14 protein-coding genes are annotated in these 14365 nt (G+C 64.8%); 7 read left to right on the forward strand and 7 right to left on the reverse strand.

The genetic code is table 11. The features are described from left to right. Positions 1-24: 24 nt before the first annotated feature. From ACUYTF_RS05090 to dnaA, 7 genes are all read right to left on the reverse strand, one after another. Positions 25-432: a DUF3566 domain-containing protein gene (locus ACUYTF_RS05090; RefSeq protein ID WP_434144439.1), complete on the reverse strand. Its 408-nt coding sequence runs from the start codon at positions 430-432 to the stop codon at positions 25-27. Then, a complete protein-coding gene (gene gyrA / locus ACUYTF_RS05095; protein WP_434144480.1) occupies positions 425-2971 on the reverse strand; it encodes a DNA gyrase subunit A in 2547 nt (848 codons plus the stop codon). The genes ACUYTF_RS05090 and gyrA overlap by 8 nt, the downstream gene beginning before the upstream one ends. 19 nt (positions 2972-2990) lie before the next feature. Beyond that, entirely contained in the window at positions 2991-4988 is a 1998-nt protein-coding gene (gene gyrB, locus ACUYTF_RS05100) for a DNA topoisomerase (ATP-hydrolyzing) subunit B (protein ID WP_449279390.1), read from the reverse strand. Between the two features lie 345 nt (positions 4989-5333). Continuing rightward, the gene (locus ACUYTF_RS05105; RefSeq protein ID WP_449279391.1) at positions 5334-5816 is read right to left on the reverse strand and encodes a DUF721 domain-containing protein; all 483 of its coding nucleotides are present in this window, start codon (positions 5814-5816) and stop codon (positions 5334-5336) included. Next, entirely contained in the window at positions 5803-6996 is a 1194-nt protein-coding gene (gene recF, locus ACUYTF_RS05110) for a DNA replication/repair protein RecF (protein ID WP_449279392.1), read from the reverse strand. Before recF ends, ACUYTF_RS05105 begins: the two co-directional genes overlap by 14 nt. A gap of 7 nt (positions 6997-7003) precedes the next feature. Continuing rightward, positions 7004-8146, reverse strand: coding sequence for a DNA polymerase III subunit beta (gene dnaN / locus ACUYTF_RS05115; protein ID WP_434144432.1), 1143 nt, complete (start codon positions 8144-8146; stop codon positions 7004-7006). A gap of 433 nt (positions 8147-8579) precedes the next feature. After that, positions 8580-10049: a chromosomal replication initiator protein DnaA gene (dnaA, locus tag ACUYTF_RS05120; RefSeq protein ID WP_449279393.1), complete on the reverse strand. Its 1470-nt coding sequence runs from the start codon at positions 10047-10049 to the stop codon at positions 8580-8582. Between the two features lie 365 nt (positions 10050-10414). Between dnaA and rpmH the strand changes: the two genes are divergently transcribed. From rpmH to ACUYTF_RS05155, 7 genes are all read left to right on the forward strand, one after another. Then, a complete protein-coding gene (gene rpmH, locus ACUYTF_RS05125; protein ID WP_434144430.1) occupies positions 10415-10552 on the forward strand; it encodes a 50S ribosomal protein L34 in 138 nt (45 codons plus the stop codon). A 19-nt stretch (positions 10553-10571) separates the two neighbouring features. Further along, the gene (gene rnpA, locus ACUYTF_RS05130; RefSeq protein WP_434144428.1) at positions 10572-10937 is read left to right on the forward strand and encodes a ribonuclease P protein component; all 366 of its coding nucleotides are present in this window, start codon (positions 10572-10574) and stop codon (positions 10935-10937) included. Positions 10938-10942: 5 nt separating this feature from the next. Beyond that, complete coding sequence (gene yidD, locus ACUYTF_RS05135; RefSeq protein WP_434144479.1) at positions 10943-11251, forward strand: membrane protein insertion efficiency factor YidD; 309 nt, start codon at positions 10943-10945, stop codon at positions 11249-11251. Positions 11252-11255: 4 nt separating this feature from the next. After that, on the forward strand, positions 11256-12230 hold the full coding sequence (yidC, locus tag ACUYTF_RS05140) for a membrane protein insertase YidC (protein WP_449279394.1): 975 nt from the start codon (positions 11256-11258) through the stop codon (positions 12228-12230). 7 nt (positions 12231-12237) lie between these two features. After that, positions 12238-12735 (forward strand): R3H domain-containing nucleic acid-binding protein, encoded by a 498-nt coding sequence (locus ACUYTF_RS05145; RefSeq protein WP_434144424.1) that lies wholly within the window; start codon positions 12238-12240, stop codon positions 12733-12735. Positions 12736-12815: 80 nt separating this feature from the next. After that, positions 12816-13463, forward strand: a complete 648-nt coding sequence (gene rsmG / locus ACUYTF_RS05150) for a 16S rRNA (guanine(527)-N(7))-methyltransferase RsmG (RefSeq protein ID WP_434144423.1) — start codon at positions 12816-12818, stop codon at positions 13461-13463. Then, entirely contained in the window at positions 13456-14361 is a 906-nt protein-coding gene (locus tag ACUYTF_RS05155) for an AAA family ATPase (RefSeq protein WP_434144421.1), read from the forward strand. Before rsmG ends, ACUYTF_RS05155 begins: the two co-directional genes overlap by 8 nt. Positions 14362-14365: the final 4 nt, after the last annotated feature.

Here is a 14365-nt window from a genome sequence, read left to right on the forward strand (position 1 = left end):
ACCGCACATCGGGCGAGTTGATGCTTAGTTGCTCGTGAATCCGAGCTGGAACCCGCCGAGCACGCGCACGAGCAGGTTGTAGACCAATGCGCTGATCGCGCCGAGTACAGTGCCCACGATGATGTTGAGGATCGCGACGACCACCGCGAAACCGAGCACCTGCGGGAAGCCGATGATGTTCATCAGGCTGTTCTCGTCGCCCACGATGTCCATGAACAGCGAGTCGACCTGGCCGAACACACCGGTCTGCATCAGCACGGTGTAGATCAGGATGGTGGAGACCACGCTCACGATCGCGAGGCAGATCGAGATCAGGAAGGAGAACTTCACAGCCGACCAGAAATCGATGAAGACGAGCTTCAGACGCACCTGCTTCGCGGGTGCCTTCTTCCGGGTCTTCTTGGCCAGCTTGTCGGCAACAGTGTTACTCATTTACGTTTTCCTCGCTCTCGGCGACAACGGTCTGCTCGGTGTCGGACCCGTCGTCGTCGAGCCCGCGTTCAGAATTTCGCGCGATGCCAATAATACGGTCCCGCTCTGGGAATCTCGCAAATACGACACCCATCGTATTGCGGCCCTTCGCCGGCACTTCGGCGACATGCGACCGTACGACCTTGCCGCTGGCGAGCACCGCGAGCACCTCATCGCCCTCGTCGACGATGAGCCCACCGACCAGGACGCCGCGGTTCTCGTCGAGCTTCGCGACCTTGATGCCGTAGCCGCCGCGCTGCTGCACGCGGTACTCGTCGACGTCGGTGCGCTTGGCGTAACCGCCCTCGGTGACCACGAAGACGTACCCGCCGGCATCGCCGATGCGCGAGGCCGAGAGCAGCGCATCGCCGTCGCGGAAGTTCATGCCGCGCACGCCGCTCGTGGAGCGGCCCATGGGGCGCAATGCCTGGTCGGACGCGGTGAAGCGCACGGACATGCCGTGGCGCGAGACCAGCAGCACGTCGTCGGTGCTCTCCGCGATCAGGGCCGAGACGAGTTCGTCGCCCTCGCGCAGCTTGATCGCGATGATGCCGCCCGTGCGATTCGTGTCGTAGTCGGTGAGCGCCGTCTTCTTGACCAGCCCATCGCGGGTCGCGAGCACCAGGTAGCCGGCGGCGTCGAAGTCGCGGATCGCCAGAATCTGAGTAACCGTCTCCTCGGGTGCGAGCGCGAGGAGGTTGGCGAGATGCTGCCCCTTCGAATCCCGACCGCCCTCGGGCGCTTCGTAGGTCTTCGCACGGTACACGCGACCGGTGTTCGTGAAGAACAGCAGCCAGTGGTGCGTCGTGGTCACGAAGAAATGCTCGACGATATCGTCGGCTCGTAGCTGAGCGCCCTTGACGCCCTTGCCGCCGCGATGCTGCGACCGGTAGTTGTCGATGCGGGTGCGCTTGACGTAGCCGCCGCGGGTCACCGTGACGACCATCTCCTCTTCAGGGATCAGGTCTTCCATCGACATGTCGCCTTCGAAGCCGTACATGATCGCGGTGCGGCGGTCGTCGCCGTACTTGTCCACGAGCTCGCCGAGCTCCTCGATGACGATCGATCGCTGCTGGCTCGGCGATGCGAGGATGCCCTGGTACTCGGCGATCTGAGCCTCGAGCTTCGCCGCGAGGTCGAGGATCTTCTGGCGCTCGAGCGCCGCGAGGCGGCGCAGCTGCAGGCCGAGGATGGCGTCCGCCTGGATCTGGTCGACGTCGAGCAGATCCATCAGCCCGGTACGGGCGTCGTCGACGGTCGGCGAACGGCGGATCAGGGCGATGACGGCGTCGAGCGCGTCGAGGGCCTTGAGGTAGCCGCGCTGGATGTGCGCCTCGGCCTCCGCCTTGCGCAGGCGGAACTCGGTGCGACGCACGATGACTTCGATCTGGTGCTTCGCCCAGTTCGTGATGAAGCCGTCGAGCGCCAGCGTGCGAGGCACTCCGTCGACGATCGCGAGCATGTTCGCGCCGAAGTTCTCCTGCAGCTGCGTGTGCTTGTACAGGTTGTTGAGCACGACCTTCGCGATGGCATCGCGCTTGAGCACGATGACAAGGCGCTGACCGGTGCGACCGCTGGTCTCATCGCGAATATCGGCGATGCCCTGCACCTTCTGGTCCTTCACCAGATCGGCGATCTTCACAGCCAGGTTGTCGGGGTTCACCTGGTACGGGAGCTCGGTGACGACGAGGCAGGTACGGCCCTGGATCTCCTCGATGTTGACCACCGCGCGCATGGTGATCGAACCGCGGCCCGTACGGTAGGCCTCGCGGATGCCCTTCGTGCCGAGAATCTGCGCGCCGGTCGGGAAATCGGGCCCCTTCACGCGCTCGATGAGCGCCTCGAGCAGCTCCTCGCGCGTCGCGTCGGGGTTCTCGAGGTGCCAGGTCGCCGCCTCCGCGACCTCGCGGAGGTTATGCGGCGGAATGTTCGTGGCCATGCCGACCGCGATGCCGACCGAGCCGTTCACCAGGAGATTCGGGAAGCGCGACGTCAGCACCGTCGGCTCCTGCGTGCGGCCGTCGTAGTTGTCCTGGAAGTCGACGGTCTCCTCGTCGATATCGCGCACCATCTCCATGGCGAGCGGCGACATCTTCGTCTCGGTATAACGGTGCGCGGCGGCGCCGTCGTTACCGGGCGACCCGAAGTTGCCCTGACCGAGCGCCAGCGGATAGCGCAGCGACCACGGCTGCACGAGACGCACGAGCGAGTCGTAGACCGCCGTATCGCCGTGCGGGTGGAACTGGCCCATGACGTCGCCGATGACACGGGTGCACTTCGAGAACGCCTTGTCGGGGCGGTAGCCGCCGTCGTACATCGTGTAGATGACGCGGCGGTGGACCGGCTTCAGGCCGTCGCGTACGTCGGGCAGCGCACGGCCGACGATCACGCTCATCGCGTAGTCGAGGTACGAGCGCTGCATCTCGACCTGCAGATCGACCTGGTCGATCCGACCGTGGTTGATCTCCACCTCCGGCCGCTCGCCCTGCTCCTCGGTCACGTCTTCGGGGGTGTTGTTCTCAGATGTCAAGGAAACGGACGTCCTTCGCGTTCTGCTGGATGAAGCCTCGGCGGGCCTCGACGTCTTCGCCCATCAGTGTGGCGAAGATCTCGTCGGCCGCGGCGGCATCATCCATGGTGATCTGGCGGAGAGTGCGGGTCTCCGGGTTCATCGTGGTCTCCCACAGCTCCTCGTAGTTCATCTCGCCGAGGCCCTTGTAGCGCTGCACGCCGCTCTCCTTCTGGAGGCGCTTGCTGTTCTCGGCGCCGAGCTTCAGCAGTGCATCGCGCTCCGCATCGCTGTAGGCGTATTCGTGCTCGGCGTTCACCCACTTGATGCGGTAGAGCGGCGGCTGCGCGAGGAAGACGTAGCCGAGGTCGATGAGGGGGCGCATGTAGCGGAAGAGCAGCGTGAGCAGCAGCGTCGTGATGTGCTGGCCGTCCACATCTGCATCGGCCATGAGCACGATCTTGTGGTAGCGAGCACGCTCCGGATCGAACTCCTCGCCGATGCCGGCGCCGAACGCCGTGATCATGGCCTGCACCTCTGCGTTGTTCAACGCACGATCGAGGCGCGCCTTCTCCACATTCAGGATCTTGCCGCGCAGCGGCAGGATCGCCTGCGTTTCGGGGTTGCGGCCCTGCACGGCGGAACCGCCTGCCGAGTCGCCCTCCACGATGAAGATCTCGGAGATCGACGGATCCTTCGATGAGCAGTCCTTCAGTTTGCCGGGCATGCCGCCCGACTCGAGCAGGCCCTTGCGCCGTGCCGTCTCGCGCGCCTTGCGTGCTGCGAGTCGCGCCGTGGCGGCCTGGATCGCCTTACGGATGATCTCCTTCGCCGCGGACGGGTTGCGTTCGAACCAGTCCCCCAGCTGATCGCCGACGACCTTCTGCACGAACGCCTTCGCCTCGGTGTTGCCGAGCTTGGTCTTCGTCTGGCCCTCGAACTGGGGTTCGCCGAGCTTCACCGAGATGACGGCGGTGAGACCCTCGCGCACGTCGTCGCCCGAGAGGTTGTCGTCCTTCTCCCGCAGGATGTTCTTGTCGCGCGCGTACTTGTTCACGAGCGTCGTGAGCGCCGCCCGGAAGCCTTCCTCGTGCGTACCGCCCTCGTGCGTATTGATCGTATTCGCATAGGTATGCACGCTCTCGGTGTACGCGGTCGTCCACTGCATCGCGATCTCGGCCGAGATCTTGCGATCGGTGTCCTCGAGCTCGAACGAGATGATCTCGTCGTGCACGACGTCCGCGCGCTTGGCGGAGTTCAGGTACTCGACGTAGTCCTCGATGCCCTTCTCGTAGAGGAACTCATCGTGCGGGGCGGCCGGGGCGACCAGCTCGCCTTCCTCGTTCTCGACCGCCTCCTGCGGGCGCTCGTCGGTGAGGATGATCTTGAGGCCCTTGTTGAGAAAGGCCATCTGCTGGAACCGACCGCGGAGAGTCTGGTAGTCGAACTCGACGGTTTCGAAGATCTCATCGCTCGGCCAGAAGGTGATCGTGGTGCCCGTACCATCGGTCGGTGCACCCTGGACCAGCGGACCGGTGGGCACGCTCGAGTCGAACGCCATGTTCCACGTGAAACCCTTGCGCTTCACCTCGACCTCGAAACGACTCGAGAGCGCGTTCACGACCGACGAGCCGACACCGTGCAATCCACCCGAAACCGCGTATCCGCCGCCGCCGAACTTACCGCCGGCGTGCAGCACGGTCAGCACGACCTCGACCGTCGACTTCGTCGGGTCGGACGAATGCGGATCTACGGGAATACCGCGACCGTTATCGATCACCCGGACACCGCCGTCCTCGAGGATCGTGACGTCGATCGTGTCGCAGTAGCCAGCCAGGGCCTCATCGACCGAATTGTCGACGATCTCGTAGACGAGGTGATGCAGGCCTCGCGGCCCGGTCGATCCGATATACATGCCCGGGCGCTTGCGAACCGCCTCGAGACCCTCGAGCACCTGGATGGCGCCGGCGCCGTATTCCTCCGCGGCCGCGGCCTGTTCAGAATTCATACTGTGAATGGTGCCTTTCTGGGCTTCTCAGAGCGTTTCTCCACCCCGGACGTTTCCGCAGTCCATCCTACCAATGCAGAGCCCTGAAATCGCTGATTTCGGGCCTCTGAGGGCCTTTTTTCTCCAGGGATCGTCCCTCCCCTCGAACGAACACCGCCCCGACCGGGCTCGACGGGGCCTTTCAGGGCCTGCATACGGAGCGTCACGGCGGGCTACTCGACCGAAGTTTCACGTGAAACGTTCTCTCAGAACGATTCTCCGGGGCGGCAACCATCAGTGGGACCGGAGCATCCGACGCGCGGCGCGGAGAAGAACGGTGCCGGACCGCAGGCGAAGTCGGAAGAATCAGCCGTAGGTGTCTCGTGGACCGCGACCCGGAACCGAGCGCGGGCCGTGGCGCCAGCTCGGGGCCCCGGGGCCGAGGAACCGGAGATCCCTGATCTCGGCCTCCGGGTAGTCGTTCAGCACACGAGTCAGCATCTCGGCGCGCAGCCGACGCAGCTCAGTGGCCCACGTCGTCGAGTCGCATTGCACCTGGAGCACACCGTTGGAGATGCCGATGACCGTCGTGTGCTCGGCGGTCGCCGAACCGGCGAACTCGGGCCACTCGGTGATCAATCGCGCGCGATCGATCTCCCCGCTCCACCCCATGTCCTCGGAGACGCGCAGGAGCACCTCGCCCAACCCGCGCGGATCGCGTCCTGCTCCGAACGGACGAGTCGTCCCCTCCCCGGTCTGCACCGTGCGCCGCCGCACCGGCCGGCCCCGCCAGACCGACTTCGCACGCAGATAGGTCTCGCTCGCGAAACTCAACTCACTCGAGGCCATCGGGAGGTCCCTCCACCACCGCACCGTCATCGATATAGATACGGTGCCAGTCTACGGAGTCCGGAATATCTTCAGCGGCAGCGGCAGTCACCAGAATCTGCTCGAAGTCGCTCACCGCCCGCATGAGCCGCTCGCGACGACCGCGGTCGAGCTCGGCGAAGACGTCGTCGAGCACGATCACCGGGTCCCCCGCCGGCGAATCCGTGCGCAGCACATTCGCGAGCGCGATCTTCAACGAGAGTGCGAACGACCAGGATTCGCCATGACTCGCGTAGCCCTTCACGGGAAGATCATTGAGCGTGAAGAAGACATCGTCGCGATGGGGCCCCACCAGCGTCAATCCTCGCTCGATCTCCTTCGGGCGCGCCTCCGTCAAAGCCGCTCGGAAGTCCCGCGCGAGTGTTTCACGTGAAACAGTTCCCTCACCGGACCCCTTCGCGGAACCGGAGCCTGTTTCACGTGAAACCTCGTCGATCCCGCCGGAAGCGTAAACGGACTCGACGAGCGCGAGGCCCGGCGCATGATCCTGGCCGACCAGCGCTTCGTAGGCCGTGCCCAACGGACCGCGCAGATCATCGACCAGTTCGCGTCGGCCGAGCATGATCTGCGTCCCGAATGCGATCAGCTGCTCATCCCAGACCTCGAGGGTGGATTCGAGCGAGCGCACCGAGCCTCGTCTGGCGGATTTCAGCAGCGACGTGCGCTGCCTCAGCACCCGTTCGTAGTCGGCCAGCGCGCCCGCGGCGATCGGAAAGCGCGAAGACAGCGCGTCGTCGAGGAATCGTCGACGTCCTGATGGATCTCCACGAACGATCGACAGGTCTTCGGGAACGAAAGCGACCGTTGCGATCCAGCGCATGAGCTCTCGGGGTCGAACGAAATTGCGGTTCACCATCGCCTGATTACGGCGGTCGCGTTTGATATGGACCTCGAGCAGCACACTCCGTCCCGTCGCTTCGACGCGAACGCGGGCGACTGCGCTCTCCTCCCCCGACCGGATCAGTGCGGAATCGCTGCTGACCCGATGGGAGCGGAGCGTCGAGAAGTATCCGATCGCCTCTACGAGATTCGTCTTACCCTGTCCGTTGCGTCCGAGCAGCAGGTTCGGCCCGGCTGCGAACTCGACTTCGGCCGCCTCGTAGTTGCGGAAGTCGACCAGGGAAAGATGCGAAACCCGCATCGCCGGCCTAGCGCAGCAGCAGGTTCGGCTGCAGCAGGTAGCGGAAGCCTTCGGAATCGGCGTCGTCCTTGCTGCGCTGGCTGGTGATGAGCACGGGGCCGGGCTTGCCGGGGTTATCGGTACGTGTGAAGGCGATGCGCGCGAACTCGGAATGAGTCGAGCGCAGCCCGTCGAGCAGGAACTGGGGCTTGAGGGAGACGACCATCTCTTCGCCGACGAGGTGCGCATCGACGGTTTCGACCGCCTGCGCCGTCTCGGTGCCGGCGGCTTCGAGGGTGACGGTGCCTTCCGAGAACGAGAATCGGAGGGCGGCCTCGCGCTCGAGCACCAGACCGACACGGGCTACTGCTTCTACGAGCTCGGCGGTGTTCACCACGGCGTAGTTATCGATGTTCTCGGGGAAGAGCCGGCCGACCGGGGGGTAATTGCCCTTGATGAGGAGCGTCGTGACGGTCTTGTTCCCGCCGGTGAAGGCGACGAGCTCGCGATCGTCGTTCTTGACGATGGTGACCTGCACCGGGCCGCCGTTCGCGAAGGTCTTACCGACTTCGGTCACCGTCTTCGACGGCACCAATGCCGAAAGCCCGCTCTGCTCGCTGCGGTTCTCCCAATCGATCGCACGCGTGGCTACGCGATACCGGTCAGTCGCGGTGAGGGTCAGCGAGTTCTCCTCGATCTCGAACTGCACGCCTGTGATCACCGGAGTCACATCGTCCTTCGATGCCGCGAGCGACACCTGGGCGATCGCCTCGCTGAAGGCATCGGCAGGAACCTCGCCCGAGATCGAATCGACGACGGGAACCTGAGGGAACTCCTCCACCGGCATCGCCGGAAGGCTGAACGAGGCCGAACCGCACCGGATCTCGACGCGGGTCGAGTCGAGCGATACCTCGACATCGGAATGCGGCAGGCGCTGGGCGATATCGCTGAGCAGTCGGCCGGACACGAGAGCGCGCCCCTCCTCCGATACCGCGGCGGTGACCGACGTACGTGCGGAAGTCTCGTAATCGAATGAGGACACCGTGAGCCGATCGCCCCAGGCCTCGATCAGTGCGCCGCTCAGCAGAGGCTGGGTGGGTCGCTGAGGGAGCAGCTTGACGGCAAATGAAACTGCGTCGCTGAACACGTCACGGTTGACGGTGAATCTCATCGGGTCCCTCCATAAATGCGCACGAAAAACTGGCGCGTGTGATGGCTTCACAATCTTTGCACACTCCGCGTCGACTGGCACGCCCGCTTTCTTGTGAGCAGCGGATTCGACGCCTCGAGCGCCGATCGCAGTGCGTGATGGAGTGCCCGTAGAGTAAAGAAATTACGTTAACAGTGTTAACGGCTGTGGATACTGTGGATAAGTCGCGACACGCCTGTCGGTTCTAGGTAACTACACGAGTGTGAGTTGTTGGCGAGCGGTGGACAGACCGAGATCCGCATGATCACGCCGAAGCCGGGCCGTCAGAGCGATTCCACAGGGGATGCCGGATCATCCACAGATTGCGTCGAGTTATCCCGAGTTATCCACAGAGGGCCGTGGATTGTGGATGAATAAGCGGGCCGGACCTCGCCGTTCGACCCGCAGGATGAGGTCAGCGCGAGCCCTGCTTGATGCGGGTCGTGAGCTCTTGCACCTGGTTGTAGATCGAGCGGCGCTCGGCGATGAGCTGCGTGATCTTCTTGTGCGCGTACATGACGGTCGTGTGATCGCGACCGCCGAAGAGCTGACCGATCTTCGGAAGGGAGAGCGGGGTGAGTTCGCGGCAGAGGTACATCGCGATCTGGCGGGCCGTCGCGATCTGCTGAGCACGCGACGGCCCGTAGAGCTCATCGACCGAGAGATCGAAGTACTCAGCCGTGCGGCTGATGATGTCGGAGGGCTGCACCTCGTTGTCGGCGTCGAGCGTGATGAGATCCTTCAGCACCGTATGCACGAGCTGCATATCGATGCGCTGCTGGTTCAAACTCGCATACGCCGTCACGCGGATGAGCGTGCCCTCGAGCTCGCGGATGTTCGACGTGAACTTGCTCGCGATGAACTCGAGGATGCTGTGATCGATGTCGAGGTTCTCGCGCTGCGCCTTCTTGCGCAGGATCGCAATGCGCGTTTCGAGGTCGGGCACTTGGATATCGGTGAGCAGACCCCATTCGAAGCGCGACAGCATCCGCTCCTCGAACCCGCGGAGCTGCTTCGGCTGCACATCGCTCGTGATGACGACCTGCTTGTTGTGATCGTGGAGCGTATTGAAGGTGTGGAAGAACGCCTCCTGAGTCTCCACCTTGTCCTGCAGAAACTGGATATCGTCCACGAGCAGCACGTCGACGCTGCGGTACCTGGCGTGGAATGCCGCGCCCTGGTTATTCGCGATCGAATTGATGAAATCGTTCGTGAAATCCTCGGAGCTCACGTAGCGCACGCGGATATCCGGGAACAGCTCACGGGCGTAGTGGCCGATCGCGTGCAGCAGGTGCGTCTTGCCGAGGCCGGAGTCGCCGTAGATGAACAGCGGATTGTAGGCGCGGGCCGGAGCCTCGGCGACGGCTACCGCCGCGGCGTGCGCGAAGCGGTTCGACTGGCCGATGACGAAGCTGTCGAACCGGTACTTCTCGTTCAGCCGGCTGTCGAGGCGCTCCTCGACACCGTGACGGGACCGGGGTTCGTCGAGCGGGCGGATCGATTCGTGGTGGGTGCTCGAGCCGGCACCACCCGTCGCCGCCGACGGCTGATGAGCGGGAACGCTCTGAACCTCGGAGATCTCGGGATCGTCATGCTCATCGAGCGCCATCCCGAGGTCGGGGTGCGCGTCCTCATCGACGAGCACGATGAAGCTCTGGATGCCCTCGGCTTCGGGGAGCTGCGAGAATGCGGACATGATCGCCGGCCGCAGCCGGGTCTCGAGCAGCTTCAGCGTGAACGGCAGGGGGACCGCGAGATAGAGGGTGCCGGCGGCGATGCCGCGCGGAACGGCGAGGCCGAGGTGGGCTCCGAGAGTCGGCCCGACATCCTCGATCACGGCCTGGGTGACCCGCACCCAGAGATCCTGTACCTCGTCTTCGGTCATCAACTCACTCGGTTTCGGTTGTGCGCCGGGCACGTGCTGGCAGGAACGGTCGATGGACTATCCGCAGACTTATCCACAGAACGGGAAGCCCGACTTCCCAGTGATGATAAGGATTCCGCGAACGACGGAATGGACCTGGAGCCACGTTAGTCACAGATTTGTCCACAGGCAAGTCTCGGGCCGGAAATGGCGGCGAGCCCCGCAGCAGCTTGACGAACGGGGCCGATTGCTTTGACGCCGACAGGATTTTGCCGTAAGGTGAATACCTTGTATGGGCAGCAGAACTCTGGTGTCCACCACTAGATCCGACTTCCTCGGCGCCGCAGAGCTTCGGGGAGCTGTTCCATAAGTCACGGAGTCTTCACATGAGCAAGCGTACTTTCCAGCCCAACAACCGTCGCCGCGCGAAGGTGCACGGTTTCCGTGCCCGCATGCGTACCCGTGCAGGCCGCGCCATTCTCGCAGCGCGCCGCGGCAAGGGCCGCTCGAAGCTCTCGGCATAAGCCCGACTCCCCCGCGGTCATGCCGGCATGGCAGAACCGGGTTACCCGGGGAGACGATTACCGGCGCACAGTGCGAACCGGTCGCCGCGTGGGAGGTGCAACATGCATCGTCCACGCGGTTTTTCGTTCCCCGGAGGATCCCGCGCGCTTCGGCTTCATCGTCTCGAAGGCGGTGGGCAATGCGGTGGCCCGCAATCTCGTACGGCGTCGATTGAAGACCATCGCGGACCGTGCACTGCACGAGGGGCTCGCCGGAGTCGACATCGTCATCCGCGCGCTGCCGGCGAGCGCCACCGCGCCGTTCTCCGAGCTCGAGGCCGAGCTCGAGCGATCCCTGGCCCGCGCCCTGCGCACCGCGTCGCCCCAGGACGCGAGCTCCCGGTGAACCCGATGCCGCGCGCCGCACTCGAGATCTGGCTGCTGCCGCGCAACGCCGCCATCGCGATCATGCATGCTTACCGCCGCGTGATCTCGCCGCTCTATGGGCAAGTCTGCAGATACCATCCATCGTGTTCCAGGTATTCTCTTGAGGTATATCAGCAGTGCGGTTTCACGGTCGGACTCGCCCTGACAGTCTGGCGACTGCTGCGCTGCAACCCATTCAGTCCCGGTGGCATCGACGATGCGCCCGCAAGGCTGCACCCACGCTTCGTCATCAATACTCGCGGATTCGTCCGCCCCAACGTCCGAAAGGCCTAACCCGGTGGACTTCATCGAAACCATACTCTGGCCCCTGCGCTGGCTCGTCGAGCTGGTGCTCGCCTTCTGGCACTGGGCCCTGACCTCCATCGGCATGAACGCCGACTCGGGCGCCACCTGGTTGCTCGCCATCATCGGCCTCGTCGTCGTCGTGCGCGCAGCGCTCATCCCGGTGACCGTGCGCCAGATCAAGTCGCAGCGGCGCATGATGGATCTCGCGCCCGAGATGAAGAAGATCCAGGACAAGTACAAGGGCAAGAAGGATCAGTTCTCGCGCGAGGCCATGAGCCGCGAGACGATGGCGCTGTACAAGAAGCACGGCACCAACCCCTTCTCCTCGTGCCTGCCGATCCTCGTGCAGATGCCGATCTTCTTCTCGCTCTTCTACGTACTGCGCCAGGCCTCCGGCGCTATGGGCAGCGGCGGCAACGGCTCGGGTCAGGCCGGTATCGGTGCGATGACGCAGGAGCTGACCGACAGCTTCAACGCCGCATCGATCTTCGGCGCCCCGCTCAAGATGACCTTCACGCAGGGCTGGGAATCGGGCAACTGGATCGTCGTCGTCATGCTCGGCGCCATCATGCTCCTCATGATCGCCTCGCAGTTCTTCACCCAGCTGCAGATCATGTCGAAGAACGTGTCGGACGAGACGAAGCAGTCGTCGATGTACCGCCAGCAGCGGATCATGCTGTACATCATCCCGTTCGCGTTCCTCTTCTCCGGCCTCACCTTCCCCCTCGCGCTCAACATCTACTGGTTCTCCTCGAACCTCTGGACGATGGGCCAGCAGTTCCTGGTCATCCGCAGCATGCCGACCCCGGGCAGCGAGGCCTGGCGCCAGCGCCAGGCCCGCCTCAAGGCCAAGGGTAAGCTGACCGATGACGAGAAGAAAGCGGCCGAGAAGGGCGAGGAACCGACCTCCCCGCAAGGCCAGCGCCAGCAGCCGATGAGCGCCAAGCGCGCCAAGAAGAAGAAGTGAGGGCGTCGTGAGTGTTGATCGTTCGAACGATGGTGCGACCGAGCTGAGCCTCGAGGATCTCGAAGCCGATGGCGATCTCGCCGCGGACTACATCGAGGCACTGCTCGATATCGCCGATCTCGACGGCGACATCGACATCGACGTCGCCGGCGGGCGGGCGTACGTCTCGGTGACCGGCGGCGACGCCGAGCTCGACCGCCTGGCGACTCCCGATGCCGTGCAGGCGCTGCAGGATCTGACGCGCCTCGCCGTGCAGGCGAAGACCGGGCGCTTCACCCGGCTCGTGATCGACATCGGCGGATCTCGCGATGCCCGTGCGATCGAGCTCAAGGCCATGGTCGATGCGGCGATCGCGCAGATCGCGGCCGGCCGGGAGGAGATCGTGCTCGAGCCGATGTCATCGTACGAGCGCAAGCTCGTGCACGACGACGTCGCCGAACGCGGGTACTACTCGGAGTCGCGCGGCGAGGGCCGAGGCCGTCGTCTCGTCATCACCCAGCAGTGAGCGGCCCGCTCGTTTCACGTGAAACGAGCGGGGCTCCGCTCGAGCGAGCCGGGCGCAACGCGCCCGAAGGAGGACCCAGCGTGGAGCAGTCGAACGCGATCGAGGCGGAACCCGCCGCAGCGGTCGAGCTGGCGGGCGACCGCATCGAGGTGCTGCGCGCATTCGCCGCGGATCTGGGCGCGCGCGGCGAAGAGCTGGGGCTCATCGGTCCCCTCGAACCCCCGCGGTTGTGGACCCGTCACCTGCTGAACTCGGCCGTGCTCGCGCCGCTCATCGGATCGGGCGCGCGCGTCGCCGATGTCGGCACCGGCGGGGGTATGCCCGGCCTCGTGCTCGCGATCGTCCGCCCCGATGCGCGCTTCCTGCTCATCGAGCCGATGGAGCGGCGCTGCAACTGGCTGAAGGAGCAGATCGAGCGACTCGGCCTTGACAACGTCGAGGTGCGCCGGGGCCGCGCCGAGGAGTACCACGGCGCCTTCGACGTCGACCAGATCACCGCGAGAGCGGTCACGGCGCTGCGCAAGCTGGTGCCGCTGACGGCGCCGCTCGTGCGCGGCGGCGGCGAGATGCTCTTCCTCAAGGGTTCATCCGTCGAGGACGAGATCCGTACCGCCGAGAAGGTACTGCGCAAGCACCGCGTGCACGACATCGCCGTCGAGGAGCTCGGAGCCGGGCTGCTGACGGAGACCACCCGGGTCTTTCGGGCTAGAGTGGGAAGCCATGACTGAAGCGGAGAACTCGCTTGTCGGCGACCACATCGCCGACAAGGTCCGCCGTCGCCGGAAGCTCGCCGAGACGGTGTCGCCGCTGCCCGCATCGACGCGCATCATCACCGTGTCGAACCAGAAGGGCGGCGTGGGCAAGACCACGACCACGGTGAATCTCGCATCGGCGCTCGCCCGACGCGGAGCGCGCGTGCTCGTCATCGACCTCGACCCTCAGGGCAACTCCTCCACCGCGCTCGGCGTGCCCCATCGGCCCGAGGTGACCAGCGTGTACGACGTGCTGCTCGGCCATCACGAGCTCGTCGACGCGGTGCAGACCACCACGGACCACGAGAACCTCACCTGCGTGCCGTCGACCATCAACCTCGCCGGCGCCGAGATAGAGCTCGTCTCGCTCGTTGCGCGCGAGCAGCGCCTGCGCACCGCGATCGAGACCTATCTCGCGCAGGCGGAGGAGCCGATCCACTACGTCTTCATCGACTGCCCGCCGTCGCTCGGGCTGCTCACGGTGAACGCATTCGTCGCCGCGAGCGAGGTGCTCATCCCGATCCAGTGCGAATACTACGCGCTGGAGGGCCTGAGCCAGCTGCTCGGCAATATCCAGCTCATCCAGAAGCACCTCAACCCCGCGCTCGACGTCTCGACCATCGTGCTCACGATGTACGACGCGCGCACCAACCTCGCGCAGGAGGTCGCCGGCGAAGTGCGCGCCCACTTCCCCGACGAGGTGCTGAACGCCGTGATCCCCCGTTCGGTGCGCATCTCGGAGGCACCCAGCTACGGCCAGACGGTGCACGCCTACGACGGCGCCTCGATCGGAGCCATCGCATACCTCGAAGCCGCTGCCGAGATCGCCGAACGCGGCGCGGCCGCGCAGTCTCAGCAGAATGAAGGAGCATAGGACC

The sequence above is a fragment of the Leucobacter sp. GX0328 genome, from assembly GCF_053567315.1.

Bases quoted from the DNA above. Each gene is read 5' to 3' on its own strand.
- rpmH (WP_434144430.1), top strand. From the start codon at position 10,415: ATGAGCAAGCGTACTTTCCAGCCCAACAACCGTCGCCGCGCGAAGGTG.
- gyrB (WP_449279390.1), bottom strand. From the start codon at position 4,988: ATGAATTCTGAACAGGCCGCGGCCGCGGAGGAATACGGCGCCGGCGCC.
- dnaA (WP_449279393.1), bottom strand. From the start codon at position 10,049: ATGACCGAAGACGAGGTACAGGATCTCTGGGTGCGGGTCACCCAGGCC.
- rnpA (WP_434144428.1), top strand. From the start codon at position 10,572: ATGCCGGCATGGCAGAACCGGGTTACCCGGGGAGACGATTACCGGCGC.
- ACUYTF_RS05105 (WP_449279391.1), bottom strand. From the start codon at position 5,816: ATGGCCTCGAGTGAGTTGAGTTTCGCGAGCGAGACCTATCTGCGTGCG.
- ACUYTF_RS05155 (WP_434144421.1), top strand. From the start codon at position 13,456: ATGACTGAAGCGGAGAACTCGCTTGTCGGCGACCACATCGCCGACAAG.
- yidD (WP_434144479.1), top strand. From the start codon at position 10,943: ATGCCGCGCGCCGCACTCGAGATCTGGCTGCTGCCGCGCAACGCCGCC.
- dnaN (WP_434144432.1), bottom strand. From the start codon at position 8,146: ATGAGATTCACCGTCAACCGTGACGTGTTCAGCGACGCAGTTTCATTT.
- recF (WP_449279392.1), bottom strand. From the start codon at position 6,996: ATGCGGGTTTCGCATCTTTCCCTGGTCGACTTCCGCAACTACGAGGCG.
- ACUYTF_RS05090 (WP_434144439.1), bottom strand. From the start codon at position 432: ATGAGTAACACTGTTGCCGACAAGCTGGCCAAGAAGACCCGGAAGAAG.